This window comes from Streptomyces sp. NPDC001348 (genome assembly GCF_053597535.1).
This window is the reverse complement of sequence record NZ_JBSFIK010000029.1, coordinates 1-26,803: the sequence shown is the minus strand read 5'-3', so window position 1 is coordinate 26,803 and position 26,803 is coordinate 1. Positions and strand designations below refer to the sequence as shown.

Below are 26,803 nucleotides of genomic sequence, written 5' to 3'. Positions count from 1 at the left end.
GCTTTGCGGCTCTCACGAAGGGGCCTGCTGCGCGCGGGCCTGGCCGGTACGGCCGCCACCGCGCTCGGCGGCCTGGCGTCCGGCTGTGCCGTTCCCACCGGTTCGACGGGCCGGAACATGGTCCTGTGGTACTGGGACGGCGGCCTCGGCGACACGGTCGTCAAGAGAGCCAGGGCCCGCTACGGCGACACGGTCGACCTGCAGGCCATCAAGATCGGCGGCTACTACCGCTCCAAGCTGATCACCACCCTGGCCGGCCGGGCCCATGTCCCCGACATCGCGGGCCTCAAGGGCGAGGACATGGCGTCGTACCTGCCCAACGCCGACCAGTTCGTGGACCTTCGCACCCTTGGGGCGGACAAGTACAAGAGCCTCTACCTGCCCTGGAAGTGGGAGCAGGGCATCGCCGACGACGGTTCGATGATCGGCTTCCCGATCGACTGCGGCCCCGTCGCGCACCTCTACCAGTACGAGGTCTTCCGCAAGGCGGGGCTGCCGTTCGAGCCCGCGGACGTGTCGAAGGAACTGGACACCTGGGAGAAGTTCTTCGCCGCGGGCGAGCGGCTGCGCAAGCACATCCCGGGCACCTCCCTGCTGACCGACGTCAACAGCGTCTTCGACAACGCGGTGAACCAGGGCAGCAAGCGGTACGTCGACAAGAACCGCAACTTCATCGGCGACGAGGAGCACGTACGGCACGCCTGGGCACTCGCCGTGGAGGCCAAGCGGCGGGGTCTCGTCTCGAACCTCGTCACCGGCACCCCCGACCAGCTGTCGGCCGTGGCGGACGGCAAGCTGCCGAGCCAGCTCGGTGCCTCCTGGGCGACCTACGACCTCAAGAACGGCGTGCCGAGGACCAAGGGCAAGTGGCGGGTCGCCGACATGCCCGTGCGGCCCGCGAACAACGGCGGCTCGTTCCTGTCCATCACCAAGGCGTGCCGGGAGCCGGAGCGGGCTTTCGAGATCATCGCCTGGATGCTCGACGCGGCCAACCAGGCTCAGGGCTACGTCGACGCGGGTCTGTTCCCCTCCACCCCCGCCTCGTACGGCCTGAAGCAGTTGCGCGAGCCGGACCCCTTCTTCGGCGGCCAGAACACGACGGACGTCTTCGGACCCGCCGCGCAGAAGATCGCCGTCGCCTACAACAGCCCGTACGACATCGCGCTCGGGCAGCCCATCAGGGACGAGATCAAGAACGTGGGCGTCCTCGGCAAGGATCCCCGAAAGGCCTGGAAGGACGCCATGAGCAAGTGCCGGCGCATCGCCCAGCACCTGGGGGTGAGCTACTGATGGCCGCCCTCCCCGCGCTGCAGGAACCTCCGGTGGTGACGGCGCAGACGGCTCCCCCGCGACCCCGCGGCGGTCTGCGCAAGTACTGGCATCTCTACGCCGCGATCTCGCCCTTCTACCTGCTCTTCCTCGCCTTCGGTCTGATACCCGTCGGCTTCTCGCTCTACTTGTCCTTCCACCGCTGGGACGGCCTCGGCTCGATGGAGTGGGCGGGCCTGGCGCAGTACGAGTACCTGCTGAGCGACGGCGACTTCTGGCAGTCGATCGGGACCACGATCGTCATCTGGGCGCTGTCCACCTTCCCCATGATCGCCCTGGCGATGGTGACGGCCGTCATGCTGAACTCGGCGGTCCGCTTCAAGAACGCCTACCGCGTCGCCTACTTCCTGCCGAACGTCACCTCGGTGGTCGCGATCGCCATCATCTTCGGCTCGGTCTTCTCCACCAACTTCGGCCTGATCAACGCCCTGCTGCAGGCGGTCGGCCTGGACCAGGTGGCCTGGCTGAACACACCGTGGGGCATCAAGGTCGCCATCGCGACCCTGATGACCTGGCAGTGGACCGGCTACAACGCGATCATCTTCCTCGCCGGTCTGCAGACGATCCCCGGTGACCTGTACGAGGCGGCGCGCATCGACGGAGCGGGGCCCGTGCAGACGTTCCTCCGGGTGACGTTGCCGCTGCTGCGGCCGACGCTGCTGTTCGTGCTGGTCGTCTCGACCGTGACCGGTCTGCAGAGCTTCTCCGAACCGCAGGTCCTGCTGCAGAACACCTCGAACGACTCGACGTTCGCGGGCGGTCCGGGTCACGCGGGCCGGACGATGGTCCTCTACTTCTTCCAGCAGACCTTCGACAACAACGACTTCGGCTACGGCGCCGCCGTGGCCTGGGGCATCTTCCTCGTCGTCATCATCTTCTCGATCATCAACTGGCGCCTGGTGCAGCGCCGGGGCGAAGACTAGGGAGGCCGTCACCATGGCATCCATCCAAGGCACGCGTCGGCCCAGGCCGGTCAAAGGGACCCGGAGCCGGGGCGTCGCACTGCACACCGTGCTGATCGTCGGCGTGCTGCTGTCGGCCTTCCCGTTCTACTGGGCCGTGATCATGTCGACGCACACGTCGTCGGAGATCTTCTCCTATCCGCCGAAGCTGCTGCCGGGCACGCACTTCCTGGAGAACGTCCGCCATCTCTTCGACAGCATCGACTTCCTGGGCTCGATGTTCAACTCGCTGCTGGTGGCGGGCTCGGTGACCTTCCTGGTCCTGTTCTTCGACTCGCTGGCCGCCTTCGTCTTCGCCAAGTTCGAGTTCCCGGGCCGCAACGTGCTGTTCGCGCTGCTGATGGCGATCTTCATGGTGCCGACACAGCTCCAGGTCATCCCGCAGTTCGTGATCATGGCGAAGATCGGCTGGATCGGCTCGATGACGGCGCTGATCGTGCCCGCGGCGGCCAACGCGTTCGGCATCTTCTGGATGCGCCAGTACATGAAGAGCGCCATCCACGACGAACTGCTCGACGCCTCGAAGCTCGACGGGGCGAACTTCGTACGCCAGTACTGGCACGTCGCGCTCCCCGTCGTCCGCCCGGGACTCGCCTTCCTGGGTATCTTCACCTTCATGGGCCAGTGGAACGACTACGCCTGGCCCCTGATCGCCCTGACCAACCCGGACAACGTGACGCTCCAGGTGGCCCTGTCCCAGCTCAACGGAGTGCACGGCACCACCGACTACGGCATGGTCATGTCCGGCGCACTGCTCGCGCTGATCCCCCTGCTGATCGTGTTCGCCATCGGCGCCAGGCAGATGATCGGCGACCTCGCCAAGGGGGCCATCAAATGACGGATCCACTGCTCGCCCTGAGGCCCTGGGAGGCCCCCGAGGTGACCGCCTGGGGGCGGCTGCCGATGAACGCCGTGGACCGGCGACCGGGTGCGGTCTCCCTGGACGGGGAATGGCGCTTCCAACTGCTGCCGGCACCGGAGGCGCCGCTCGCCGACGCGTGGTCGTCCGTCCACGTTCCCGGCGTCTGGACCCTGCAGGACACGGACGACCTTCCGCAGTACACCAACGTCCGTATGCCGTATACCGAATACCCTCCACTGTCGCCCGCCGCCAACCCGACGGGCGTCCACGAGCGTGTGGTCGACATCCCCGCCGACTGGGCCGGCCGCCGGATCGTGCTCCAGGTCGGCGCCGCCGAGAGCGTACTGCTGGTGTATGTGGACGGGCGGCCCGTCGGCGTTTCCAAGGACTCCCACCTCGCAGCCGAGTTCGACCTGACGGCCGTGGTACGCCCCGGCGAACCGGCGGTGCTGCGGCTGACGGTGGTGAAGTGGTCGGAGGCCTCGCACATCGAGGACCAGGACCACTGGTGGCACGGCGGGATCACCCGGTCGGTGCTGCTGTACGCGACGGATCCGCTGCACCTCGCCGACGTCACCGTGCGGGCCCGGCAGGACGGCGAGCTCACCGTGCACTGCCAGGTGCGGGACGCGGGCGGCGGGGCGCTGCCCGCGGGGTGGTACGTCAGCGGGGACCTGGACGGGCAGCCCATCGCCCAGGACGCCGAGTTCGACCGGGTCAACGCCGAGGACGACCGGGTCTCCGACTTCCTCGGCGAGGCGCGGCTGCGGGCCACCGTGCCCGAGGTACGCACCTGGAACGCCGAACTGCCGGAGCTGTACGGCCTGACCGTCCGGCTGCACCGTGCCGACGGCACGGTCGCCGACACCTTCCGCCACCGGATCGGTTTCCGCGACGTAGCCGTGGCCGGCCGGGACCTGCTGGTCAACGGCGAGCGGGTGTTCATCCGGGGAGTCAACCGGCACGACTTCCATCCGCTGACCGGCCGCACCGTGTCCTACGACGACATGCGCGCGGACCTCGCCCTGCTGAAGCGTTTCGGCTTCAACGCGGTCCGCACCTCCCACTACCCCAACGATCCCTCGCTGTACGACCTCGCCGACGAACTGGGCTTCTACGTCGTCGACGAGGCGGACATCGAGTCGCACGACCACGCCCATGAGATCGCCGACGACCCGCGCTACCTGAACGCCTTCGTCGACCGCGTCTCGCGGATGGTGCTCCGGGACAAGAACCACCCGTCGGTGATCATCTGGTCGCTGGGGAACGAGTCCGACTACGGCGCGAACCACGACGCGGCGGCCGGCTGGGTGCGCCGGCACGACCCCACCCGGCCCCTGCAGTACGAGGGCGCCGCCAAGCGCGGCTGGGCGGACCCGGACGTGGCCTCCGACATCGCCTGTCCGATGTACGCGCCGATCGAGGACTGTGTTGCGCACGCGCTGTCCGGCGAGCAGACGAAGCCGCTGATCCAGTGCGAGTACTCGCACGCCATGGGCAACAGCAACGGCACCCTCGCCGACCACTGGGCGGCCATCGAGTCCACCCCGGGTCTTCAGGGCGGCTTCATCTGGGAGTTCTGGGACCACGGAATCCTGCAGCGCGTGAGCGATGGAAGACCGGCCGGACGCGCGGGCGCCGGGCTGTATGCGAACGGTGTCGCCGCGCCCGGCCACCGCTGGGCGTACGGCGGTGACTTCGGTGAGAGAGTCCACGACGGCGCGTTCGTCGCGGACGGGGTCGTCTTCCCGGACCGCACGCCCAAGCCCGCCCTGTACGAGCACCGGGAGATCACCGCGCCGGTCCGCATCCGCTCCTTCCGGCACGAGGGGCTGGTGCTCGCCAACCACCAGCACTTCCGCGGCCTCGACTGGCTGACCGCCCGGTGGGAGCTGTCCCTGGCCGACGGCCGCACCCTGACCGCGCCGGCCGAACTGCCCGATCTGCGGCCGGGCGAGACGGCGGCGGTGCCACTGCCCCTGGAGCTGCCCGAGGACGGCGGTGAGGCATGGCTGACGCTGCGGGTGACCACGGCCCGGGACGAGGCATGGGCGCCACGCGGTACCGAGGTGTGCGCCCCGCAGGTGCGGCTGCGGTCGGCTGAGAACCCCCTGGCCCGGGAGGTGCCCGCCCCGGCCGCCGCGCACCGGCCCGTCGAGGTCGACGCCGACGGCCTCCTGGTCCATCCGCTGCTGACCGCGGCGCCCGCCCTGTCCCTGTGGCGGGCGCCCACCGACAACGACGAGCTGGGCGGCATCGCGCGGCGCTGGCGGGAATGGGGGCTCGACGCCCTGGTCCGCAAGCTGATCTCCGCGGACCGTGCGGACGGCCGGGTGACCGTGCACGCCGAGTACGCCGGCACGGTCGGCGTCATCCGGCACCGGCAGGAGTTCACGCCCGTCGAAGGCGGCATCCGGGTGGCGGAGTGGGCCGAACTGCCGGACGACTTCGACGACGTGGCACGCGTCGGGTCGGTGTTCGAGACCGTGGCGGGCCTGGACCTGCTGGAGTGGTTCGGGCAGGGCCCCTGGGAGTCGTACCCGGACCGCAGCACCGGTGCGCCCGTCGCCCACCACTCGGCTCCCGTCGACGAGTTGTTCACGCCTTACCTGCGTCCGCAGGAGAGCGGCGGCCGGCACGGCGTACGGCGTTTCACACTGTCGGCGCCCGACGCCACCGGGCTCGCCGTCGAGCTGGACGAGCCGCGCCAGGTGTCCGTCACCCGCTACCGCGCCGCGGATCTGACCGCCGCCGCCCACCATGACGAGCTGGTGCCACGCCCCGGGTGCGTGGTGCACATCGACGCGGCCCACCGAGGGGTGGGCACGGCGTCCTGCGGGCCCGACACGGCGCCCTCCTATCTGGTCCCCGCGGGCGTCCACCACTGGAGCTGGACCCTGCGCGTCCTCTGAGTTCCCCGGCTTCACCATCCTCACGGAGCACCCATGTGCAAGACGCATGACCACCCCCAGGGCGAGGCCGCCCAGGCTGGCGCCGCCAGACGCAGTTTCCTCAGAGCCACCGCGCTGCTCGGCGCCGCCGCCACGGCAGGGGTCGCGCTGCCGGCCGCCGGCGCCGAGGCGGCCACGGCGCCGGCGGCCGGCCGGCGTCCGGACCCCGACAGCCGGCGTTTCACCCTCGCCGTGATGCCCGACACCCAGTACCTCTTCGACGGGCCCAGCATCGACAAGGCACCGGTCGAGGCGTCTTTGCGCTATCTCCTCGAACACGGCAGGGACGACAACATCGTCTTCCTGTCCCACCTCGGTGACCTCACCCAGAACGGTGCGAAGGACGAATTCGCCGCGATCGGCGCGGCCTTCGGGATCCTCGACCGGCGGGGCGTCGGCTACAGCGTCCTGGCCGGCAACCACGACGTGAACTCGTCGACGGACGACCAGCGCGGCCCGACACCGTACCTGGACGCTTTCGGGCCGCAGCGCTTCAAGGACAAGCCGACGTTCGGGGGTGCCTCCCCGGACGGCTACAACACCTACCACCTGTTCAAGGCCGCCGGGCGCGAGTGGATGGTGCTCGCACTGGACTGGCGGCTGTCGGCGAAGGGGTACGCCTGGGCGAAGGACGTCCTCGCCCGGCACCCGAAGACCCCCGTCGTCCTCACCACGCATGAACTGGTCGTCGAGGACGACTCCCTGTCCGCCTACGGGCAGCAGCTGTGGGACCGGCTGGTCGAGGACCACGACCAGATCTTCCTCACCCTGAACGGCCACTACTGGCCCGCGGGCAGGGCGACCCGCAAGAACGCGGCGGGCAACGACGTCCACCTGCACCTGACGAACTACCAGAACCGCTACTTCGGCGGCGCGGCGATGATCCGCCTGTACCACTTCGACCTGGACCGGAACGTCATCGACGTGGAGACGGTCTCCCCGTGGATCCTCGGCCGGGCCGCCAAGGGTCTCAACGAGCTGGAGCGGCAGGAGATCGAGCTGAGCGGCGACGCCGACCGCTTCTCGGTGGAGATCGACTTCGAGAAACGTTTCGCCGGTTTCGCGCCCGTCCCGGCCCGCCCGGCCCGCCCCGCGTCCCGGGTACTGATCCCCGGCACGGTCGCCTACTGGCGCTTCGACGGACACGCCGACGGCACGGCGGTCAGCGGTACCGTCCGCGACCTGTCCGGGCGCGGCAACGACCTCACCCTCGTCACCGTGGCCGGCGGCGCCCTGAACTGGTCCGCCGACCACCACCCCGACCAGCCCGGCCACGGCAGCCTGGAGTTCCAGGGCTACAAGTCCCCGCTGAAGGGCGCGTACCTCAGAACGGTCGACGGCGCTCCGCTCAACAAGGCCACCTTCGCGGACGGTTACACCATCGAGGCGTTCTACCGGCTGCCCGCCGACTGGGACCCCGACCACAACGCCTGGTCCGGCATCGTCAGCCGCACCGGGACGGGCGGCGCCGCCGGCAAGACCGCCGACGACCCCGACGAACCCCTCGCCACGCTGTCGCTGTCCAACGACCGCGAGCCGCAGTGGGCGATGCGCCCGCTCGACCAGCAGGGCATCGCCACCAACTGGGGGCAGGAGACACCGCTGGAGACCTGGTGGCACCTCGCGGTCGTCAACGACGGCACCCACACCACACTGTACGTGGAGGGCTGCCCGGTCGTCCGCAACCCGAAGGCCTCCGCGGTCGGCATCACCTCCGTCGGACTGCCCTGGCTGCTGGGCGGCTACGAGTACGCCGGAAAGATCGACCAGATCCTGCACGGCCGCCTCGGCGACGTCCGGATCGTCTCGCGGGCGCTGCCCGTCACCTCGTTCATGAACCACTGAAGCGCCGACTCGCACCAGGGAACGATCATGACAGAACAGCAGCTCCCCTCCTGGGCCGATCCATCCGTCTCACCGACCCACCTCGACGCCCAGGGCATCTCTCGTCGTCAACTCCTGCGTCGGGCAGGCCTGTTCAGCGCCGCGTTCGCCCTCGGCTCAGCGGCCGTGCCCGAGGCTGCCGCCGCGGACGGCTTCGGCGGCAACGATCCCAACCTCGCCTACGTCGTCGGCGACCACCACGTCCACAGCGTCTACAGCCACGACGCGAAGTACACCTTCTCCCAGCTGGCCACCGCGGCCGCCAAGTACGGCCTCGACTGGATGGTGTTCAACGAGCACTCCAACTTCGGGCACGCCTGGTACGGCGCCAGGATGGAGCACGAGGAGATCCTCAAGGCCCGCGCCGAGAACCCGCGTCAGCTGATCTTCCAGGGCCTGGAGTGGTACATCCCCGCCGCCGAGCACTGCACGATCTTCGCCGCGCCCGGTCCCCACGAGGTCGACCTGCTCACGCAGTTCGAGCTGGCGTACGACGGCAAGCTGCTCGGCTACACGGACGGCGCCCCGGACAATCCGAACACGGCGCGCAACGAGGCACACGCGGTCAAGGCCATCCAGTGGCTCGCGGAACAGCGCAGTACGGGATTCGTCGACGACGTCCTCGTCCTCGCGAACCACCCGATGCGGCTGGGCATCGACTCCCCGCACGAGATGCGCAACTGGCGGGACGCGGCCCCCGAGATCATGATCGGCATGGAGGGCGCGCCCGGCGCGCAGGGCGGCGGCATCCCCGGCTGGGAGGGCCCCGCCTCGCAGCGCGGCGAGTACACCAACAAGCCGTCCGTGAATTCCTGGGTCGGCTATCCGGAGAACGCGTACGTGCTGTACGGCGGTTTCGACTGGATGACGGCGACGGTCGGCGGCATGTGGGACTCGATGCTCGCCGAGGGCAGGCTGTTCACGATCACCACCAACTCGGATGTGCACCGGGTCGTCTTCGACACGTGGAAGAACGGCGACTGGCCGCCCGGTCAGAACTTCGACAACACCGGCAAGATCCCCGACCCGGTGAACACGGACGCCCCGCAGCCCGGCGGCGACTTCTGGCCCGGGCAGTTCAGCCGCACCCACGTGGGCGTGACCCGCTACGGTTACCGCCCGGTGATGGCGGGCCTGCGCGCGGGCCGGGTATGGCTCGACCACGGGCATCTGCTCGACGGGCTCGATGTCCGCTTGAAGCGTGACTGCGACCGCGGCCCCGGCGTCACGCTGGGCGGCCGGCTACGCGTCCGCAGAGGCGAGAAGCTCACGCTGTACGTGACCGTGACGACCGCATCGCGCCCCAACACTCAGGGAATCCTGCCCCAGCTGGCGCACGTGGACCTGATCCGGGGCGCGGTGACCGGCCCGGTGGACGACCGCGACTCGTGGCGGGCACCCGACACGAAGGTCGTACAGACGAAGGACGTCAGCGACCGGAAGGGAACGTACACGCTGCGCATCCCGGTCGTCGCCGGTGACGGATCCTTCTACGTCCGGCTGCGCGGCAGCGACGGCAACCGGCTCGGGGCCGGCTACCTGGGCGCTGCCGTCGACCCACAGGGCCCGATCCCGCACGAGCCCGGGAACGGCGACCCGTGGGCCGACACGTGGTTCTATTCGAACCCGATCTTCGTGGACGTGGTGGGCGCCTGAGACGTCAGGCGTAGAACCGCGACAGGCTCTGCAGGACGGCGGCGGGCTTCCCGCCGCCGTCGATCTCTATCGTGCCGTCGACGGCGATCTGCACCCCGCCGGGCACCTCCTCCACCTCCGCGAGCCTCGCCACCAGGCGGATCCGGGAGCCGACCTTGACGGGTGCGGGGAAACGGACCTTGTTCAGCCCGTAGTTGACCTTGGTCGTGACGCCCTGGACATCCAGCAGCTCGGTGAACAGCGGGATGAACAGGGACAGCGTCAGGTAGCCATGGGCGATGGGCGCCCCGAACGGCCCCTCGGCGGCCCGCTGGGGGTCGACGTGGATCCACTGGTGGTCGCCGGTGGCGTCGGCGAAGGTGTCGATGCGCTCCTGGGTGACCTCGATCCACTCACTGGTGCCGAGGTCGCTGCCGGCCAGCTTCTTCAGTTCTTCCAGGCCGTTGACGGTGACGCTCATGAATACCCTGTTCCTTACGGGAGTCGTTTGCCGTAGCGCTGACGCACCCGGGCCTTGAGGAGTTTTCCGGAGGCGGTGCGCGGGAGTTCCTCCGCGACCACCACGGACTTGGGGATCTTGTACTTGGCGAGACGGCCGGCCAGGGAGGCGAGCACCTCGTCGGGGTCGAGGGCGGCGCCCTCCCGGGGGACGACGACCGCGCGGGGCACTTCGCCCCACTTGTCGTCCGCCACACCGATGACCGCGCACTCCGCGATGTCGGGGTGGGCCAGCAGCCGGTCCTCGATCTCGGCCGGGTAGACGTTCTCCCCACCGGAGATGATCATGTCCTTCATACGGTCGACGATGTACACGTAGCCGTCCTCGTCGACCCGTGCCGCGTCCCCGCTGCGGAACCAGCCGTCCGCGAAGGAGGCCGCGGTCTCCTCGGGAAGCCCCCAGTAGCCGGGCATGACGTGCGGCCCGCGCACCACGACCTCACCGGTCTCGCCGGCGCCGACCGGGGCGAGGTCCGGTCCGACCACCCGCACGTCGCTGAAGAAGTGCGGCACGCCCGCCGAGCCCGCCTTGCTCACGGCATGTTCGGCGTCCAGGAAGAGGGTGCCGGGCGAGGCCTCGGTCATGCCGTAGCCCTGCAGGAAGGTCAGGCCGCGCTCCTGGTAGGCGTCGATCAGCGGAGTGGGCACGGGTGAGCCGCCGCAGGTGAGGATCCGCAGGGAGGACAGGTCCGCGTCGGCCCAGCGAGGGTGCCGGGCCACCTGGTCGAACATGGTCGGCACACCGAACATGAAGGTGATGCGGTGCCGTTGGATCAGGTCGAAGGTCGCCTCGGCGTCGAAGGACTCGACCAGGACACAGGTGCCGCCCTTGAGCAGTACCGGCAGGGTGAGCATGTTGAGGCCGGCCGTGTGGAACAGCGGGGCGGAGACCAGGGCGCGTTCGTCCGCGATCAGGTCGTGGTCGACGAGGACGTTGACGGCGTTCCAGGTGATGTTGCCGTGGGTGAGCATCGCGCCCTTGGGCCGGCCGGTCGTGCCCGAGGTGTACATGATGAGGCAGGTGTCGTCGGCGGTGACCGGCTCGTCGATGGGCTCCTGCGGGGCGCCGGCCACCGCCTCCTCGTACTCGGCGCCCACCTCCAGGTACGTCCGTACGTCGGTGCCTCCGGGCAGTCCCGCGACGAGTCCGGCGTGGGAGGGCCCGAAGACGAGTGCCTTGGCGCCGGAGTCGGCGAGTTGGTAGGCGATCTCGGGGCCGGCGAGGCGGGTGTTGAGGGGGACGAAGACCGCGCCCAGGGTGCCCGCGGCGAACAGCGTCTCCAGGTAGGCGGGGTGGTTGGGGCCGAGGTAGGCGATGCGGTCGCCGCGGCGGACGCCCCGGGCGCGCAGGGCGTGGGCCAGGCGCGTGGTGCGTGCATACAGTGTGCGGTAGTCGGTGGACTTCTCACCGTGCACCAGGGCGGTGCGGTGCGGGGTCTTGCGGGCCCGGCGGGCGGGCCACGACCCCAGTCCCTCATTGCGCATCTGACGCCCCTCTCACGGTTTCGTCAGTCCGAGCAGACGGGCGGCGTTCTCCTTGAGGATCTTCGGCCGGACCTCGTCCTTGACCGACAGCTTCTCGAAGTCGGCGAGCCAGCGGTCGGGGGTGAGGACGGGGAAGTCGGAGCCGAAGAGGACCTTGTCCTTCAGCAGTGTGTTGGCGTACTGCACCAGTTGTGGTGGGAAGTACTTCGGCGACCAGCCGGACAGGTCGATGTGCACGCCCGGCTTGTGGGTGGCGACGGCGAGCGCCTCGTCCTGCCAGGGGAAGGACGGGTGCGCCAGGATGATCTTCAGATGCGGGAAGTCGGCGGCGACGTCGTCCACGTGCAGCGGGTTGGAGTACTTCAGCCTGATCCCGCCTCCGCCGGGGACTCCGGCGCCGATGCCCGTCTGGCCGGTGTGGAACAGGGCGATGGTGCCCGTCTCCTCGATGACCTCGTACAGGTCGTAGGCCACCGACCGGTCGTTGGGGAAGAAGCCCTGGATGCTGGGGTGGAACTTGAAGCCCCGCACCCCGTACTCCTCGACCAGCCGCCGCGCCTGCTTCACACCCGCCTTCCCCCGGAAGGGATCGATGGAGGCGAAGGGGATCAGTACGTCCGCGTTGGCGGCCGCCGCCTCGGCGACCTCCTCGTTGGGGACGGGCGGGGTGCCGGTGGCGGACTCGGCGTCCACGGTGAAGATCACGGCGGCCATCCTCCGCTCCCGGTAGTAGGCCGCGGTCTCCGCGAGGGTGGGCTTGCGCTTGCCCTCGACCTTGAAGTAGGCGGAGGACGCGTCGTGCAGGTCGTCGTCCAGGGAGGAGTGGCCCTTGGCGGACACCTCCGCATGGGTGTGGACGTCGATCGCGACGAGTTCCTCGACGTTCATGACGGGGTCCATCACGCCTCCGGGAACTTGGGCGCCGGGATACCGACGCTCTGCGGCTCGGCGCCGACCGAGGTCGCCCACGCGTCGGCCAGGGAGTCGGGGGTCCAGCCGCCGTCGGCGTAGGCCGCCCTGATCTCCTGCGGATGCGACCAGAGTGCCACCTTGTCGCCGCCGATGCCGATGGCCTGGCCGGTGATGCCGCGTGCGGCCTCGGAGGCGAGGAAGGGGACGAGGGCCGCGCAGTCCTCGGGGGTGCCGAAGCCCTCGCCCTTGCGCAGGAAGTCCGGCAGCGGCTCGCCGTTCTTCAGGGCTTCGACGTACGGGGCGAAGGCGGGGATGGTCTCGGTCATGGCGGTCGCGGCCACCGGCACGATCGCGTTGACGGTGATGTTCGCCCGGCCCAGCTCCATCGACCAGGTACGGGCCATGGCGGCGATGCCGGCCTTCGCGGCGGCGTAGTTCGTCTGGCCGAAGTTGCCGCGCTGCCCGGCCGGGGAGCCGACCAGGATCAGGGTGCCGCCCTCGCCCTGCTCGCGCATCCGCACGGCGGCGGCACGGGCGCAGGTGAAGGTGCCCTTCAGATGGGTGGTGATCACCGCGTCGAAGTCCTCGTCGGTCATCTTCCACAGCACCTTGTCGCGCAGGATGCCCGCGTTGGTGACCAGGATGTCCAGCCGCCCGAACTCCTCGACGGCACGTCCGACGAGCCGGTCGGCGGCCTCGGTGGTGCCGACGGGGACGACCTCGGCGACGGCCGTTCCGCCGGCCTCGGTGATGGACTTCACCGCCTGCTCGGCCACTGTCTCGTCGATGTCGTTGACGACCACGGACGCCCCGTGGGCGGCGAGGGCGTGGGCGTATGCGAGGCCGAGGCCCCGGCCGCTGCCGGTGACGACGGCGGCCTTGCCGGTGAGATCGATGCTGGACACGCGGAGTCCTTCCCAAGGCGATGCGGGTGCTGCGGCTACGAGATCGAAGCTAAGAGCAATAATTGTTGACGTCAATAGTTGTCCCGAACCTGCGGGTGCGGCATCCTGGCCTCGGAAACCGGGAAGAGGTCCCGGCCGACCGAGACGAGGGAGACCGCCATCACCCGCCAGCACGCCGCGGAACCCGGCCTCGACGAGCACGAACCGTGGATGCGCGGGCTGCACGCCGACGCCGGCTACCTGCTCTACCGGCTGGGCCTGCGCTCCGGGCAGCTGTTCAACGCCTTCCTGGAGAAGTCCGGCCTGCGCCTGCGCCACTACGCGGTACTGCGCTTCCTCGCCACCTCCGAGGGCTCCCTCCAGCGTGAGCTGAGCACCCGGCTCGGCTACGACCCGAGTGCGATCGTCGGCCTGGTCGACGACCTGGAGAAGCTGGGTTTCGCCGAACGCCGACCCGCCCCCGACGACCGCCGCAGCCGCATCGTCGTCCTCACCGGCAAGGGCCGTGCCTTCCTGCGCGACACCGACGAGGCGGGGCTGCGCGTCACCGGGGAACTCCTGGCCCCCCTGGACACGGCCGAACGGGAGACGCTGCACGCACTGCTGCTGCGCGTCGCCGAGGACGGGCTCTCCTAGCCCCCCCGGCCGCAGGAGGACACTTCGCGATGACGGTCCGCTCCGCTCCCGACCGACTGCTCTCGGTGCTCGCCGCGTTCGACCACGAGCATCCGGCACTGTGCCTGACGGACATCAGCCGCCGGGCGGGGCTCACCCTCACCACCGCGCACCGGCTGGTCGCCGCGCTCACCGACTGGGGCGCCCTGGAACGGGACCCCGACGGCGTCTACCACGTGGGCCTGAGACTGTGGGAGGTCGCGGCCCTGGCGCCGCGCGGCCTGGCGCTGCGCCAGATCGCGCTGCCGTACCTGGAGGACCTGTACGAGGCGACGCACGAGAACGTGCAGATGGCGGTGCGGGACGGGTCCGAGGTGGTCTACATCGAGTGGATCTCGGGGCGTTCGGCGGTCGGCGTGCACATCCGGGTCGGCGCGCGCTGGCCCCTGCACGCCACCGGAGTGGGGCTCGCGCTGCTGGCGCACGCCGACATCGCCTTCCAGGAGGACTACTGCGCCGGTCCGCTCGCCTCCTTCACCCCGTACACGATCAGCGATCCGGCACGGCTGCGCCGGGTGCTGGCGGAAGTGCGGCGGTCCGGCGTGGCGGTGAGCGACCGCCAGGTGACGGACGACGCGTTGTCGGTGGCGGCCGACGTGCGCGGACCGGGCGGAGCCGTGGTCGCCGCCGTGTCCGTCGTCGTACCCCAGCAGGCGGCCCAGGTGCCGGTACTGGCCCCGGCGGTACGACTGGCGGCGCGCGGGATATCCCGCGCCCTGGGCTGGCAGCCGGAACGGACACCCTGAGCGGCGGCCTCGCGCGCGAGTGGTTCAAGCAGACGCGGACGGAGTCCTCGACGGTCGGACTCGCCGACGAGTACGACATGCCCGACGTGCCGCACGCCCGGCGCCTGACCACCTCCGGCACCTTGGTGCACGGCAACTCGACCCGGCCAACGACGGCCTCGACGGCCTCGGCGGCTGGAACCTGTCCTGGCCGGAGTGGAAGGCGGGGAGCGCGCTCCAGCCGCCTTGGCGGCATTCATGGACTGAACCCATCCGCCACACAAGGACTTTCCTCGCTACAACTCTTGACGACCTCGGTGACGGGGAGCACATTGGGCCCACTTTGAGAGCGCTCTCAAGACGCGCTCCCGAAGGCATCCGCGGCACATCCCCGTACCGAGAGGCTCCCCATGAGTGACACCTCCGGCATGCACCGCAGACCGCGCCCCTGGCAACGGGCGCTCCTCGCCGTCATCGGCACGCTGGGCCTCGCGGCGGCCGCCACCACGGTCGCCTCACCGTCCGCCGAGGCCTCCGCGCCCACACCGCCGTCCGGCTGGACCCAGGTCTTCCTCGACGACTTCAACGGCGCTGCGGGCTCCGGCGTCGACACCGCGAACTGGCGCTACGACACCGGGACTTCGTATCCGGGTGGCCCTGGGAACTGGGGTACCGGCGAGGTCGAGAGGATGACCAGCAGCACGGGCAACGTCTCCCTCGACGGCAACGGCGACCTGCGCATCACCCCGATGCGCGACTCGTCCGGCAACTGGACCTCGGGCCGCATCGAGACCAACCGCACCGACTTCCAGCCGCCGTCCGGCGGCAAGCTGCGCGTCGAGGCCCGTATCCAGATGCCGAACGTCACGGGTACCGCGGCCGAGGGCTACTGGCCGGCGTTCTGGATGCTGGGCGCTCCCTACCGCGGCAACTACCAGAACTGGCCGGGCGTCGGCGAACTGGACGTCATGGAGAACGTCCAGGGCCTGAACAAGGTCTGGGGCACGATGCACTGCGGCACCAGCCCGGGCGGCCCCTGCAACGAGACCACGGGCATCGGCGGTTCCACCGCATGCCCGAACACCACCTGCCAGTCGGGCTTCCACACCTACGCCCTGGAGTGGGACCGCTCGGTCAGTCCCGAGGCCATCCGCTTCTACGTCGACGGGGTCAACTACCACACGGTCACGGCGAACCAGACGGACGCCACCACCTGGGCCAACGCCACCGGCCACGGGTTCTTCGTCATCCTGAACGTGGCGATGGGCGGCGCCTTCCCGGACGCCTTCGGCGGCGGCCTCGACGGCGACACACGGTCCGGCGTCCCGATGGTCGTCGACTACGTCCAGGTACTGCAGTCCACGGGCGGCGGGAGCGGTACCACACCTCCGCCGTCCGGCGGCCGGGACGCCTACGGCGCCATTCAGGCGGAGTCCTACGACAGCCAGTCGGGCACGGCCACCGAGACCACCACGGACACCGGCGGCGGCCAGGACATCGGCTCGCTCGCCAACGGCGACTGGGCTCTGTACAAGGGCGTCGACTTCGGCTCCACGGCGGCCCGGCAGTTCTACGGACGGGTGGCGAGCGGTGCGGCGGGCGGCGTGAGCGGACTGGTCGAGGTACGCCTGGACAGCCGGAGCAACTCCCCCGTCGGCAGCTTCGCGGTGGCCGACACCGGTGGCTGGCAGAGCTGGCGGACGGTCCCGGCGAACATCAGCCCGGTGACCGGCACCCATGACGTCTATCTGACGTTCACCAGCGGCCAGGCGTCGGACTTCGTCAATGTGAACTGGTTCGACTTCGGCCACTGACGCCACCTCGTGAGAAGGGGCTCACGCCGAGAAGGGGTTCACGCCGACGCGTGAGCCCCTTCTCCGTGCGAGACGCTCAGCGCAGCTCCGCCCGGAACGCCGCCGGCGTCATGTCCGTGTGCTGCTGGAAGAACTTGGAGAAGTTGGCCGCGTCGGGGAAGCCGACCGCCGCGCCCACCCGGCCGATGGGCAGATCGGTGTGGGCCAGCAGGCGTTTGGCCTCGAGGATCACGCGCCTGTCGATGAAGCCCTTGGGCGTCTGGCCGGTGGCGGCGCGGACCGCGCGGACGAGGGTGCGGCGGGAGTAACCGAGGGCGTCGGCATAGGCGCTGACGCTGTGGTTGGCGGTGAAGCCCTTCTCGACCGCCTCACGGAAGAGGGTGAACGTCGTGTCGGCCTGCTGCCGGGTCGCCTGGGCCGAGCCGGCCGCGAGGTGCGCCAGGCGCAGCAGGAACGCCGTGAGGGTGTGGCGCAGCACCTCGGTGTGCAGGCCGAGCGGGAGCGTGGCGGTGTCCTGGTACTCGCGTCCCAACTGGGCGAGGGCCGCCTCGAGCCCGGCGAGCTGGCTCTCGTCGGGGCGCAGCAGCGGCGGGAGGTCGTAGCGGTACAGACCGGTCGCCTCGACGGTGGGGCGGGGCAGGAAGCCGGGCTGCATGGTCAGGACGGTTCCGCGGTACTCGCTGCTGGGCGAGAAGCGGTGGACCTGCCCGGGGCGGATCCACAGCAGGTCGCCGGCCGTCGCCTCGTACTCGGCGAAGTCGATCATGTGGCGTACGGGGCCGTCGGTGAAGAGCATCACGACGTGGAAGTCGATGCGGTGCACGCGCTCCAGCGGCGCCTCGGCGTGCCAGGTGTGACCGGTCCCCATGGGGCCGATCTGCATGCCGACACCGCATGCGCTGAGCTCGACCGGGAAGGGGAAGGTTCTGATCCCGTCCACGCCGCCGTCGCCGTCCACGCCGCCGCCTTCCCTGCCTTGGGTGGTTCTGTCTGCCATGTCCTTCTCGTGCCGCCTCGGTCGCGCATCGCAACGCGCGGGGGTGTCCCACTTTCACCACAGGCTGACACACGGCGACCTTCCCCCGTAAAAGTCTGACTTTTAAGTTCGAACGCGTCAGAGCAATCCATCCGCTCGGATAGAGGATTTCTTGAAGATGACCACGCAGACACCGGACAGCTTCGAATGGACCGAACTCGACCGGCGTGCCGTCGACACGGCCCGTCTGCTGGCGGCGGACGCCGTACAGAAGGTCGGCAACGGCCATCCCGGCACCGCGATGAGCCTGGCGCCGGCGGCGTACACCCTCTTTCAGAAGGTGATGCGTCATGACCCGGCCGACCCCGAGTGGACGGGCCGGGACCGCTTCGTCCTCTCCCCCGGTCACACCTCGCTGACCCTCTACACCCAGCTCCACCTCGCCGGGTACGAGGTGGAGCTGGACGACCTGAAGTCGTTCCGCACCTACGGTTCCAAGACCCCCGGCCACCCCGAGTACGGGCACACCGCGGGCGTGGAGACCACGACCGGCCCGCTCGGCCAGGGTGTCGCGAACGCCGTGGGCATGGCGATGGCGGCCCGCTACGAGCGCGGCCTGTTCGACCCGGACGCCCCGGCGGGCACCTCCCCCTTCGACCACATGATCTGGGCGATCGTCTCCGACGGCGACCTGCAGGAGGGCGTCTCCGCGGAGGCCTCCTCGCTGGCCGGCCACCAGAAGCTCGGCAACCTCGTCTTCCTCTACGACGACAACCACATCTCCATCGAGGGCGACACCGCCACCGCCTTCTCCGAGGACGTGCTGAAGCGGTACGAGGCGTACGGCTGGCACACCCAGCGGATCGAGCCCACGGACGACGGCGACATCGACGTGCCCGCGCTCCACGCGGCGTTGCAGGCCGCCCGGGCCGAGACCGGCCGCCCGTCCATCGTCGCGATGCGCACGATCATCGCCTGGCCCGCCCCGAACGCGCGGAACACCGAGGCCGCTCACGGCTCGGCGCTCGGCGAGCAGGAGGTCGCGGCGACCAAGCGCGTCCTCGGCTTCGACCCGGAGAAGACCTTCGAGGTCGCGGACGACGTCCGCGCCCACACCCGCCGGGCCCTGGACCGGGGGGCCGAGGAGCACGCCGCATGGGACAAGCGGATCGCCGAGTGGCGTGCGGCCCAGCCGGAGCGCGCCGAGCTGTTCGACCGGGTCGTCGCGGGCCGGCTGCCCGAGGGATGGGCGGACTCCGTGCCGGTGTTCGAACCCGGGAAGTCCGTCGCCACCCGTGCGGCCTCCGGCAAGGTCCTGCAGGCCCTCGGACCGGTCCTCCCCGAGCTGTGGGGCGGTTCCGCCGACCTGGCCGGCTCCAACAACACCACCATCGACAAGGGCAGCTCCTTCCTGCCGGAGGGCAACCCGCTCCCGGAGGCCGACCCGTACGGCCGCACCGTCCACTTCGGCATCCGAGAGTTCTCGATGGCCGCGGAGTTGAACGGCATCGCGCTGCACGGCAACACCCGTGTCTACGGCGGCACCTTCCTCACGTTCTCCGACTACATGCGCAACGCCGTGCGGATGTCCGCGCTGATGCAGCTGCCGGTGACGTACGTGTGGACGCACGACTCCATCGGCCTCGGCGAGGACGGTCCGACCCACCAGCCCGTCGAGCACCTGGCCGCGCTGCGCGCCATCCCGGGGCTGAACGTGGTCCGCCCGGCGGACGCCAACGAGACCGCGATCGCCTGGACGGAGATCCTGCGCCGGCACTCCACCCACCCGGCCCCGCACGGGCTGGCGCTGAGCCGGCAGGGACTGCCGACCTACGCGCCCAACCCGGACACCGCGCGCGGCGGTTACGTCCTCGAGGAGTCCTCCACCCGGGCGCCGGACGTCGTCCTGATCGCCACCGGCTCGGAGGTGCAGCTCGCGGTGGCCGCCCGTGAGCTGCTGGAAGCCGAGGGCGTCGGGACGCGGGTGGTGTCGATGCCGTCCGTGGAGTGGTTCGAGGAGCAGCCGCGCGAGTACCGCGACCGGGTGCTGCCGCCGGAGGTGCGGGCGCGTGTCGCCGTGGAGGCCGGTATCGGTCTGACCTGGCACCGCTTCGTGGGCGATGCCGGACGCATCGTCTCCCTGGAGCACTTCGGCGCCTCCGCCGACGCGAAGACCCTGTTCGCCGAGTTCGGCTTCACCGCCGAGAACGTCGCCGCGGCGGCGCGTGAATCCCTTGCCGCTGCTCGCGGTTGATACGAACGCACGAAGGAAGATGATCACAGTGACCGAAGCGACCGCGATCGCGGGAGCACTTGAGCGCCTTGCCGAGGAGGGGGTTTCCGTCTGGCTGGACGATCTGTCCCGCGGGCGGATCGAGTCCGGCGGTCTCGCCGAGCTCGTCGAGGCCGGGAAGGTCGTCGGCGTCACCACCAACCCGTCGATCTTCCAGGCCGCCATCGGCTCCGGCGCCGACTACGAGGAGCAGCTCGCCGACCTGGCCGTGCGGGGTGTGACGGTCGACGAGGCGGTGCGGATGCTGACGACCGCCGACGTACGGGCCGCCGCCGAGATTCTGCATCCTGTATACGAGAGGACGGGCGGCCGGGACGGCCGTGTCTCCATCGAGGTCGACCCGCGGCTCGCCCACGACACGACGGCCACGATCGCCGAGGCGCGCCAGCTCGCCTGGCTGGTCGACCGCCCGAACGTCATGATCAAGATCCCGGCGACCCGTGCGGGGCTGCCCGCCATCACCGAGGTCGTCGGCCAGGGCATCAGCGTCAACGTCACGCTCATCTTCTCGCTGGAGCGCTACCGCGAGGTGATGGACGCCTACCTCGCCGGCCTGGAGAAGGCGCGCGCGAAGGGCCTGGACCTGTCCGCCATCCACTCCGTGGCGTCCTTCTTCGTGTCCCGCGTCGACACCGAGATCGACAAGCGGCTTACGGTCCTGGGCACCGACGAGGCCCTCGCCCTCAAGGGCCGGGCCGCGCTGGCCAACGCGAGGCTGGCCTACGAGGCCTACGAGGAGGTCTTCTCCGGCGCACGCTGGCTCGCCCTGGCCGGGGACCGGGCGAACAAGCAGCGTCCGCTGTGGGCGTCCACCGGTGTGAAGGATCCCGCATACAAAGACACGCTGTATGTAGACGATCTCGTCGCGCCCGGCACGGTCAACACCATGCCCGAGGCCACCCTGAACGCGGTCGCCGACCACGGCGCCGTCACCGGCGACACGGTCACCGGCGGCTATGCGCAGGCCCGCGCCGACCTCGCAGCCGTCGAACGGCTCGGAATCTCCTACGAGGAGGTCGTCCGGCAGCTCGAGGACGAAGCCGTCGCCAAGTTCGAGGCGGCCTGGCAGGACCTGCTGGACGCGGTCACGAAGTCCCTGAACAGCAAGGGAGTTGACGCGTAATGACCACGAACGCAGAGCAGGGCGCCGCGCCGGAGCAGGTGCTGGTGCCCGTCGAACCGGCGGCCGACTGGGCCAATCCCCTGCGCGATCCGCGCGACCGCCGCCTGCCCCGCATCGCGGGTCCGTCGGGGCTGGTCATCTTCGGCGTGACCGGCGACCTGTCCCGCAAGAAGCTGATGCCGGCCGTCTACGACCTCGCCAACCGCGGACTGCTGCCGCCGGGCTTCTCCCTGGTGGGTTTCGCCCGCCGTGACTGGGAGGACCAGGACTTCGCCCAGGTGGTGCACGACGCCGTCCGTGAGCACGCGCGCACCCCGTTCCGCGAGGAGGTCTGGCAGCAGCTCGCCGAGGGCATGCGGTTCATCCCCGGCGACTTCGACGACGACACCGCGTTCAAGCAGCTGCGCGAGGCCGTCGAGGAGCTGGACGCCTCCCGGGGCACCGGTGGCAACTTCGCCTTCTACCTCTCCGTGCCGCCGAAGTTCTTCCCGAAGGTCGTGCGGCAGCTGAAGAAGCACGGCCTGGCGAGTCCGCCGGAGGGCGCCTGGCGCCGGGCGGTGATCGAAAAACCGTTCGGGCACGATCTGGCGAGCGCCCGGGAGCTGAACGCGATCGTGCACGACGTGTTCGACCCGGACCAGGTCTTCCGCATCGACCACTACCTCGGCAAGGAGACCGTCCAGAACATCCTGGCCCTCCGCTTCGCCAACCAGATGTACGAGCCGATCTGGAACCGGTCCTTCGTCGACCACGTGCAGATCACCATGGCCGAGGACATCGGCATCGGCGGCCGGGCCGGCTACTACGACGGCATCGGCGCCGCCCGCGACGTCATCCAGAACCATCTGCTGCAGCTCATGGCCCTGACCGCGATGGAGGAACCCATCGCCTTCGACGCGGAGGCGCTGCTCACCGAGAAGCTGAAGGTGCTGAAGTCGGTACGGCTGCCGGAGCACCTGGGCCTGAGCACCGTCCGCGGACAGTACGCCGAGGGCTGGCAGGGGGGCGAGCAGGTGCCCGGATACCTCCAGGAGGAGGGCATCGACCCGCGGTCGAAGACCGACACCTACGCGGCGATCAAGCTGGAGGTCGGCAACCGCCGCTGGGCGGGCGTCCCGTTCTACCTGCGCACCGGAAAGCGGCTGGGCCGCCGGGTCACCGAGATCGCGGTGGTCTTCAAGCGGGCCCCGCACTCCCCGTTCGACTACACGGCCACCGAGGAACTCGGGCAGAACGCCATCGTCATACGCGTCCAGCCCGACGAGGGCATGACCGTCCGGTTCGGTTCCAAGGTGCCGGGCACCTCGATGGAGATCCGGGACGTGTCGATGGACTTCGCCTACGGCGAGTCGTTCACCGAGTCGAGCCCGGAGGCGTACGAGCGGCTCATCCTGGACGTACTGCTGGGGGACGCCAACCTGTTCCCCCGCCACCAGGAAGTGGAAGAGTCCTGGAAGATCCTCGACCCGATCGAGGAGTACTGGGCGGCCCACGGCAGGCCGGCGCAGTACGCGTCGGGCAGCTGGGGACCCGGGGAAGCCGACGAGATGCTCGCACGAGACGGACGGAGCTGGCGCAGGCCATGAAGATCGACCTGACCGACACCACGGCAAGCAAGATCAACAAGGCGTTGGTGCAGGGCCGCCGCGCCATCGGGACACCCGCGGTGGGCATGGTCCTGACGATGGTCATCGTCACGGACGAGGAGAACGCCTACGACTCGATCAAGGCCGCCGAGGAAGCCTCGCACGAGCACCCCTCACGGACCCTGGTCGTCATCAAGCGGCACGCCCGCAATCCGCGTGAGCGCACGCGGTCCCGCCTGGACGCCGAGGTCCGGGTCGGGTCCGAGGCCGGCACCGGGGAGACGGTCGTGCTGCGCACCTACGGCGACGTGTCCGACCACGCCGACTCGGTGGTCCTGCCACTGCTGCTGCCCGACGCTCCAGTGGTCGTCTGGTGGCCGGTGGGGGCACCGGAGAACCCCGCCAGGGATCCGCTGGGCGCGCTGGCACAGCGCAGGATCACCGACCTGTACGCCGTAGAGAACCCACTGGAGGTCCTGCAGCACCGGGTCCGCTCCTACGCGCCCGGTGACACCGACCTCGCCTGGACCCGGCTCACCCCGTGGCGCTCGATGCTGGCCGCCGCCCTGGACCAGGCCCGGACGCAGGTGACCTCGGCGGCCGTGGAGGCCGAGGCCGACAACCCCGCCGCCGAGCTGCTCGCCCGCTGGCTGGAGGCACGACTCGGGGTGAACGTGGACCGCGTCGTCACCTCCGGGCCGGTCGTCACGGCCGTCCGCCTGGGTACCGACAACGGCGAGATCGTCATCGACCGTCCCGAGGGCCCGCTGGCCACGCTGACCCTCCCGGGGCAGCCGCCGCGCACCCTGGCACTGAAGGTCCGGTCCATGTCCGAGCTCATCGCCGAGGAACTGCGCCGCCTCGACGCCGACGAGATGTACGCCATCGCCCTGCGCGGCAAGGAGGAGATCCCCGCCCATGTCTGACGCCCCGAAGCCCACGCGGCGGCCGGAATGGGCCGCCCTGGAGGACCACCGCGCGGACACGATGCCGCACCCGAGCCTCAGGGAGCTGTTCGCGGCGGATCCCGGCCGCGCCGAGCGGTACGTCGTCACCGTCGGCGACCTGCGCATCGACTACTCCAAGCACCTGATCACCGACGAGACCCTCGCCCTGCTCCAGGAACTGGCCACCGCCACCGGCGTGTACCGGCTGCGCGACGCGATGTTCCGCGGTGAGCGGATCAACGTCACCGAGAACCGGGCCGTGCTGCACACCGCGCTGCGCGCCCCGCGGGACGCGGTGGTCGAGGTCGACGGGGAGAACGTGGTCCCCGAGGTCCACGCGGTCCTGGACAAGATGGCCGGCTTCGCCGAGCGGGTCCGCTCCGGTGAGTGGACCGGTCACACGGGCCGGCGGATCCGCAACGTCGTGAACATCGGCATCGGCGGTTCCGACCTGGGCCCGGCGATGGCCTACGAGGCGCTTCAGCCCTTCACGGCACGGGAGTTGACCTTCCGCTTCGTGTCCAACGTGGACGGTGCCGATCTGCACGAGGCGACCCGCGACCTGGACCCGGCGGAGACGCTGTTCATCGTCGCGTCGAAGACCTTCACCACCGTCGAGACGATCACGAACGCCACCTCGGCCCGCTCCTGGCTGCTCGACGCCTTCGGAGGGGACGAGAAGGCGGTGGCCAAGCACTTCGTCGCGCTGTCCACGAACGCGGGGAAGGTCACCGAGTTCGGCATCGACCCGGACAACATGTTCGCCTTCTGGGACTGGGTGGGCGGCCGGTACTCGTACGACTCGGCGATCGGGCTGTCGCTGATGATCGCCATCGGACCGGACCGCTTCCGGGAGATGCTGGACGGTTTCCGGATCGTCGACGAGCACTTCAGGAGTGCGCCGCCGGAGGCCAACGCACCGCTGATCCTCGGCCTGCTGGGCATCTGGTACAACAACTTCTTCGACGCCCAGTCGCATGCGGTGCTGCCCTACAGCCACTACCTGTCGAAGTTCACCGCCTATCTGCAGCAGCTGGACATGGAGTCCAACGGCAAGTCGGTGGATCGGGAGGGCCGCCCGGTCGAGTGGCAGACGGGGCCGGTGGTGTGGGGCACGCCCGGCACCAACGGGCAGCACGCCTACTACCAGCTCATCCACCAGGGTACGAAGCTCATCCCGGCGGACTTCATCGGCTTCGCCCGGCCGGTGGCCGAGCTGAGTGACGAACTGAAGGCGCAGCACGACCTGCTGATGGCGAACTTCTTCGCCCAGACCCAGGCCCTCGCCTTCGGCAAGACCGCCGACGAGGTGCGCGCCGAGGGCGTGCCCGAGGAGCAGGTGCCGCACCGCACCTTCCGCGGCAACCACCCCACCACGACGGTCCTCGCCGGGGAACTGACCCCGTCGGTCCTCGGCCAGCTCGTCGCGCTGTACGAGCACAAGGTCTTCGTACAGGGCGCGGTGTGGGACATCGACTCCTTCGACCAGTGGGGCGTGGAGCTCGGCAAGGTCCTCGCCAAGCGCATCGAACCGGCCCTGGCCGAGACGTTCGCATCGGCCGCTGCCGCGGCGGGCTCCGTGCCCGGTCTCGACCCGTCCACCGCCGCCCTGGTGGCCGCCTACCGCTCGCTGAAGAACGCCCCGAACGCTTAAGGAAGAAGTGAACTGACCATGCAGCTTGGACTCATCGGCCTCGGCAAGATGGGCGGCAACATGCGCGAGCGGATCCGCCGCGCGGGCCACACCGTCATCGGCTACGACCGCAACCCCGAACTCTCCGACGTCAAGAACCTCGCCGAACTGGTCGAGAAGCTCGACGCCCCGCGCACGGTGTGGGTGATGGTCCCGGCCGGCCACGCCACCCAGTCCGTCATCGACGAACTGAAGGAACTGCTGTCCGAGGGCGACACGGTCGTCGACGGCGGCAACTCCCGCTGGACGGACGACGAGAAGCACGCGGCGGAACTCGGCGTCAAGGGCATCGGCTTCGTCGACGCGGGCGTCTCCGGCGGGGTCTGGGGCCTGCAGAACGGCTACGCCCTGATGGTCGGCGGCGACAAGGCCCATGTGGAGCGGCTGGAGCCGGTCTTCGAGGCGCTCAAGCCCGAAGGCCCGTACGGCTACGTCCACGCGGGCAGGGTCGGTGCCGGCCACTTCTCGAAGATGGTCCACAACGGCATCGAGTACGCCATGATGCAGGCCTACGCCGAGGGCTGGGAGCTCCTGGAGAAGGTCCCTTCGGTGGACAACGTCCGGGAGGTGTTCCGTTCCTGGCAGGAGGGCACGGTCATCCGCTCCTGGCTGCTCGACCTCGCGGTCAACGCCCTCGACGACGACGAGCACCTGGAGAAGCTGCGCGGCTACGCCGAGGACTCCGGCGAGGGCCGCTGGACCGTGGAGGCGGCCATCGACCACGCGGTGCCGCTCCCGGCGATCACCGCCTCCCTGTTCTCCCGGTTCGCCTCCCGGCAGGACGACTCCCCGCAGATGAAGATGGTCGCGGCGCTGCGCAACCAGTTCGGCGGCCACGCCGTCGAGTCGGTGAAGGAGTAGCCGGTCATGGGGGACCTCCTGCTGGTCCGCCATGGCGAGACGGAGTGGAGCGCTTCGGGACAGCACACCAGCTTCACCGACCTGCCCCTCACCCAGCACGGCGAGGAACAGGCCAAGTCCCTGGCTCCACTCCTCACCGGCCGGACCTACGCCCTGACACTCACCAGCACGCTCCAACGCGCGATACGCACCGCCGAACTCGTCGGACTGCCGGGGGCCGCCCCGGACCCCGACCTGCACGAATGGGACTACGGCGGCTACGAGGGCATCACCACCGTCGACATCCACCGCACCCGCCCCGACTGGGACCTGTGGACGGACGGCGTCCCGCCCGGCTCCAGCCCCGGTGAGTCACCCGCCGACGTGGGACGGCGCGCCGACCGGGTCCTGTCCCGCCTTGACCCGGTGCTCGCCCGCGAAAAGGACGACGTGGTGCTCGTCGCCCACGGCCACTTCCTGCGTGTCCTCACCGCCCGCCGACTGGGACTGCCGCCGGCCGAAGGCCGCCTGTTCCAGTTGGCCACCGGCACAGTCAGCCGGCTGTCGACGGAGCACGGCCGGCCGGTGATCGCGGAGTGGAACACCGGCCCCTGACCGTCCGGCCCCGCGCGCTCACCCAGGTGCTCTTCGCCCAGCTCAAGGAGCTGACGCCGGGGAGCCCGGAGC

The 26,803-nt window shown here is 70.0% G+C and carries 21 protein-coding genes; 16 read left to right on the top strand and 5 right to left on the bottom strand.

From position 1 onward, the window contains the following. The first annotated feature begins 3 nt into the window (after positions 1 to 3). From ACWC21_RS27040 to ACWC21_RS27015, 6 genes are read left to right on the top strand one after another with little or no spacing between them, the layout of a single operon-like run. On the top strand, positions 4 to 1,290 hold the full coding sequence (locus ACWC21_RS27040; protein ID WP_450885430.1) for an ABC transporter substrate-binding protein: 1,287 nt from the start codon (positions 4 to 6) through the stop codon (positions 1,288 to 1,290). After that, complete coding sequence (locus tag ACWC21_RS27035; RefSeq protein ID WP_450885429.1) at positions 1,290 to 2,252, top strand: carbohydrate ABC transporter permease; 963 nt, start codon at positions 1,290 to 1,292, stop codon at positions 2,250 to 2,252. The genes ACWC21_RS27040 and ACWC21_RS27035 overlap by 1 nt, the downstream gene beginning before the upstream one ends. A gap of 13 nt (positions 2,253 to 2,265) precedes the next feature. Next, positions 2,266 to 3,129, top strand: coding sequence for a carbohydrate ABC transporter permease (locus ACWC21_RS27030; RefSeq protein WP_450885428.1), 864 nt, complete (start codon positions 2,266 to 2,268; stop codon positions 3,127 to 3,129). Beyond that, the gene (locus tag ACWC21_RS27025; RefSeq protein WP_450885427.1) at positions 3,126 to 6,065 is read left to right on the top strand and encodes a glycoside hydrolase family 2 TIM barrel-domain containing protein; all 2,940 of its coding nucleotides are present in this window, start codon (positions 3,126 to 3,128) and stop codon (positions 6,063 to 6,065) included. Before ACWC21_RS27030 ends, ACWC21_RS27025 begins: the two co-directional genes overlap by 4 nt. A gap of 33 nt (positions 6,066 to 6,098) precedes the next feature. After that, the gene (locus ACWC21_RS27020; RefSeq protein WP_450885426.1) at positions 6,099 to 7,949 is read left to right on the top strand and encodes a LamG-like jellyroll fold domain-containing protein; all 1,851 of its coding nucleotides are present in this window, start codon (positions 6,099 to 6,101) and stop codon (positions 7,947 to 7,949) included. A 27-nt stretch (positions 7,950 to 7,976) separates the two neighbouring features. Beyond that, a complete protein-coding gene (locus ACWC21_RS27015; protein WP_450885425.1) occupies positions 7,977 to 9,644 on the top strand; it encodes a PHP domain-containing protein in 1,668 nt (555 codons plus the stop codon). A gap of 4 nt (positions 9,645 to 9,648) precedes the next feature. Here the strand turns inward: ACWC21_RS27015 and ACWC21_RS27010 are convergent, their stop codons facing one another. The 4 genes from ACWC21_RS27010 to ACWC21_RS26995 are packed head-to-tail and all read right to left on the bottom strand — an operon-like array spanning position 9,649 to position 13,444. After that, on the bottom strand, positions 9,649 to 10,104 hold the full coding sequence (locus tag ACWC21_RS27010; RefSeq protein ID WP_450885424.1) for a MaoC family dehydratase: 456 nt from the start codon (positions 10,102 to 10,104) through the stop codon (positions 9,649 to 9,651). A 14-nt stretch (positions 10,105 to 10,118) separates the two neighbouring features. Next, positions 10,119 to 11,627 (bottom strand): acyl-CoA synthetase, encoded by a 1,509-nt coding sequence (locus ACWC21_RS27005; RefSeq protein ID WP_450885423.1) that lies wholly within the window; start codon positions 11,625 to 11,627, stop codon positions 10,119 to 10,121. Positions 11,628 to 11,639: 12 nt separating this feature from the next. Continuing rightward, positions 11,640 to 12,515, bottom strand: coding sequence for an amidohydrolase family protein (locus ACWC21_RS27000; RefSeq protein WP_450885506.1), 876 nt, complete (start codon positions 12,513 to 12,515; stop codon positions 11,640 to 11,642). 11 nt (positions 12,516 to 12,526) lie between these two features. Next, positions 12,527 to 13,444, bottom strand: coding sequence for an SDR family NAD(P)-dependent oxidoreductase (locus ACWC21_RS26995; protein ID WP_450885422.1), 918 nt, complete (start codon positions 13,442 to 13,444; stop codon positions 12,527 to 12,529). Between the two features lie 210 nt (positions 13,445 to 13,654). Here ACWC21_RS26995 and ACWC21_RS26990 point away from each other — a divergent pair, with 210 nt between their 5' ends. The 3 genes from ACWC21_RS26990 (at position 13,655) to ACWC21_RS26980 (ending at position 16,658) form a co-directional block, all read left to right on the top strand. After that, entirely contained in the window at positions 13,655 to 14,080 is a 426-nt protein-coding gene (locus tag ACWC21_RS26990) for a MarR family winged helix-turn-helix transcriptional regulator (protein ID WP_450885505.1), read from the top strand. A 29-nt stretch (positions 14,081 to 14,109) separates the two neighbouring features. Next, positions 14,110 to 14,865 (top strand): IclR family transcriptional regulator, encoded by a 756-nt coding sequence (locus tag ACWC21_RS26985; protein ID WP_450885421.1) that lies wholly within the window; start codon positions 14,110 to 14,112, stop codon positions 14,863 to 14,865. Positions 14,866 to 15,254: 389 nt separating this feature from the next. Beyond that, positions 15,255 to 16,658, top strand: coding sequence for a glycoside hydrolase family 16 protein (locus tag ACWC21_RS26980; RefSeq protein WP_450885420.1), 1,404 nt, complete (start codon positions 15,255 to 15,257; stop codon positions 16,656 to 16,658). A gap of 76 nt (positions 16,659 to 16,734) precedes the next feature. Here the strand turns inward: ACWC21_RS26980 and ACWC21_RS26975 are convergent, their stop codons facing one another. Further along, positions 16,735 to 17,655 carry an AraC family transcriptional regulator gene (locus ACWC21_RS26975; protein WP_450885419.1) on the bottom strand — a complete coding sequence of 307 codons (921 nt, stop codon included), beginning with the start codon at positions 17,653 to 17,655 and terminating at the stop codon, positions 16,735 to 16,737. A gap of 157 nt (positions 17,656 to 17,812) precedes the next feature. On the opposite strand from ACWC21_RS26975, the gene tkt reads away from it, so the two are divergent. The 7 genes from tkt to ACWC21_RS26940 are packed head-to-tail and all read left to right on the top strand — an operon-like array spanning position 17,813 to position 26,731. Further along, positions 17,813 to 19,888: a transketolase gene (gene tkt, locus ACWC21_RS26970; protein WP_450885418.1), complete on the top strand. Its 2,076-nt coding sequence runs from the start codon at positions 17,813 to 17,815 to the stop codon at positions 19,886 to 19,888. A 19-nt stretch (positions 19,889 to 19,907) separates the two neighbouring features. Further along, positions 19,908 to 21,050 carry a transaldolase gene (gene tal / locus ACWC21_RS26965; RefSeq protein ID WP_450885417.1) on the top strand — a complete coding sequence of 381 codons (1,143 nt, stop codon included), beginning with the start codon at positions 19,908 to 19,910 and terminating at the stop codon, positions 21,048 to 21,050. Beyond that, entirely contained in the window at positions 21,050 to 22,636 is a 1,587-nt protein-coding gene (gene zwf / locus ACWC21_RS26960; RefSeq protein ID WP_450885416.1) for a glucose-6-phosphate dehydrogenase, read from the top strand. Before tal ends, zwf begins: the two co-directional genes overlap by 1 nt. Further along, a complete protein-coding gene (gene opcA, locus ACWC21_RS26955; RefSeq protein WP_450885415.1) occupies positions 22,633 to 23,562 on the top strand; it encodes a glucose-6-phosphate dehydrogenase assembly protein OpcA in 930 nt (309 codons plus the stop codon). The genes zwf and opcA overlap by 4 nt, the downstream gene beginning before the upstream one ends. Then, positions 23,555 to 25,237 (top strand): glucose-6-phosphate isomerase, encoded by a 1,683-nt coding sequence (gene pgi / locus ACWC21_RS26950; protein WP_450885414.1) that lies wholly within the window; start codon positions 23,555 to 23,557, stop codon positions 25,235 to 25,237. The genes opcA and pgi overlap by 8 nt, the downstream gene beginning before the upstream one ends. Positions 25,238 to 25,255: 18 nt before the next feature. Then, positions 25,256 to 26,137, top strand: a complete 882-nt coding sequence (gnd, locus tag ACWC21_RS26945; protein ID WP_450885413.1) for a phosphogluconate dehydrogenase (NAD(+)-dependent, decarboxylating) — start codon at positions 25,256 to 25,258, stop codon at positions 26,135 to 26,137. A 6-nt stretch (positions 26,138 to 26,143) separates the two neighbouring features. After that, positions 26,144 to 26,731, top strand: coding sequence for a histidine phosphatase family protein (locus tag ACWC21_RS26940; protein WP_450885412.1), 588 nt, complete (start codon positions 26,144 to 26,146; stop codon positions 26,729 to 26,731). Positions 26,732 to 26,803 lie beyond the last annotated feature (72 nt).

What these genes read in the sequence shown, in the direction of transcription:
- ACWC21_RS27035 (WP_450885429.1), top strand. Translation starts at nt 1,290, where the DNA reads ATGGCCGCCCTCCCCGCGCTGCAGGAACCTCCGGTGGTGACGGCGCAG.
- ACWC21_RS27030 (WP_450885428.1), top strand. Translation starts at nt 2,266, where the DNA reads ATGGCATCCATCCAAGGCACGCGTCGGCCCAGGCCGGTCAAAGGGACC.
- ACWC21_RS27025 (WP_450885427.1), top strand. Translation starts at nt 3,126, where the DNA reads ATGACGGATCCACTGCTCGCCCTGAGGCCCTGGGAGGCCCCCGAGGTG.
- ACWC21_RS27020 (WP_450885426.1), top strand. Translation starts at nt 6,099, where the DNA reads ATGTGCAAGACGCATGACCACCCCCAGGGCGAGGCCGCCCAGGCTGGC.
- ACWC21_RS27015 (WP_450885425.1), top strand. Translation starts at nt 7,977, where the DNA reads ATGACAGAACAGCAGCTCCCCTCCTGGGCCGATCCATCCGTCTCACCG.
- ACWC21_RS27010 (WP_450885424.1), bottom strand. Translation starts at nt 10,104, where the DNA reads ATGAGCGTCACCGTCAACGGCCTGGAAGAACTGAAGAAGCTGGCCGGC.
- ACWC21_RS27005 (WP_450885423.1), bottom strand. Translation starts at nt 11,627, where the DNA reads ATGCGCAATGAGGGACTGGGGTCGTGGCCCGCCCGCCGGGCCCGCAAG.
- ACWC21_RS27000 (WP_450885506.1), bottom strand. Translation starts at nt 12,515, where the DNA reads ATGAACGTCGAGGAACTCGTCGCGATCGACGTCCACACCCATGCGGAG.
- ACWC21_RS26990 (WP_450885505.1), top strand. Translation starts at nt 13,655, where the DNA reads ATGCGCGGGCTGCACGCCGACGCCGGCTACCTGCTCTACCGGCTGGGC.
- ACWC21_RS26985 (WP_450885421.1), top strand. Translation starts at nt 14,110, where the DNA reads ATGACGGTCCGCTCCGCTCCCGACCGACTGCTCTCGGTGCTCGCCGCG.
- ACWC21_RS26980 (WP_450885420.1), top strand. Translation starts at nt 15,255, where the DNA reads ATGAGTGACACCTCCGGCATGCACCGCAGACCGCGCCCCTGGCAACGG.
- ACWC21_RS26975 (WP_450885419.1), bottom strand. Translation starts at nt 17,655, where the DNA reads ATGGCAGACAGAACCACCCAAGGCAGGGAAGGCGGCGGCGTGGACGGC.
- tkt (WP_450885418.1), top strand. Translation starts at nt 17,813, where the DNA reads ATGACCACGCAGACACCGGACAGCTTCGAATGGACCGAACTCGACCGG.
- tal (WP_450885417.1), top strand. Translation starts at nt 19,908, where the DNA reads ATGATCACAGTGACCGAAGCGACCGCGATCGCGGGAGCACTTGAGCGC.
- zwf (WP_450885416.1), top strand. Translation starts at nt 21,050, where the DNA reads ATGACCACGAACGCAGAGCAGGGCGCCGCGCCGGAGCAGGTGCTGGTG.
- opcA (WP_450885415.1), top strand. Translation starts at nt 22,633, where the DNA reads ATGAAGATCGACCTGACCGACACCACGGCAAGCAAGATCAACAAGGCG.
- pgi (WP_450885414.1), top strand. Translation starts at nt 23,555, where the DNA reads ATGTCTGACGCCCCGAAGCCCACGCGGCGGCCGGAATGGGCCGCCCTG.
- gnd (WP_450885413.1), top strand. Translation starts at nt 25,256, where the DNA reads ATGCAGCTTGGACTCATCGGCCTCGGCAAGATGGGCGGCAACATGCGC.
- ACWC21_RS26940 (WP_450885412.1), top strand. Translation starts at nt 26,144, where the DNA reads ATGGGGGACCTCCTGCTGGTCCGCCATGGCGAGACGGAGTGGAGCGCT.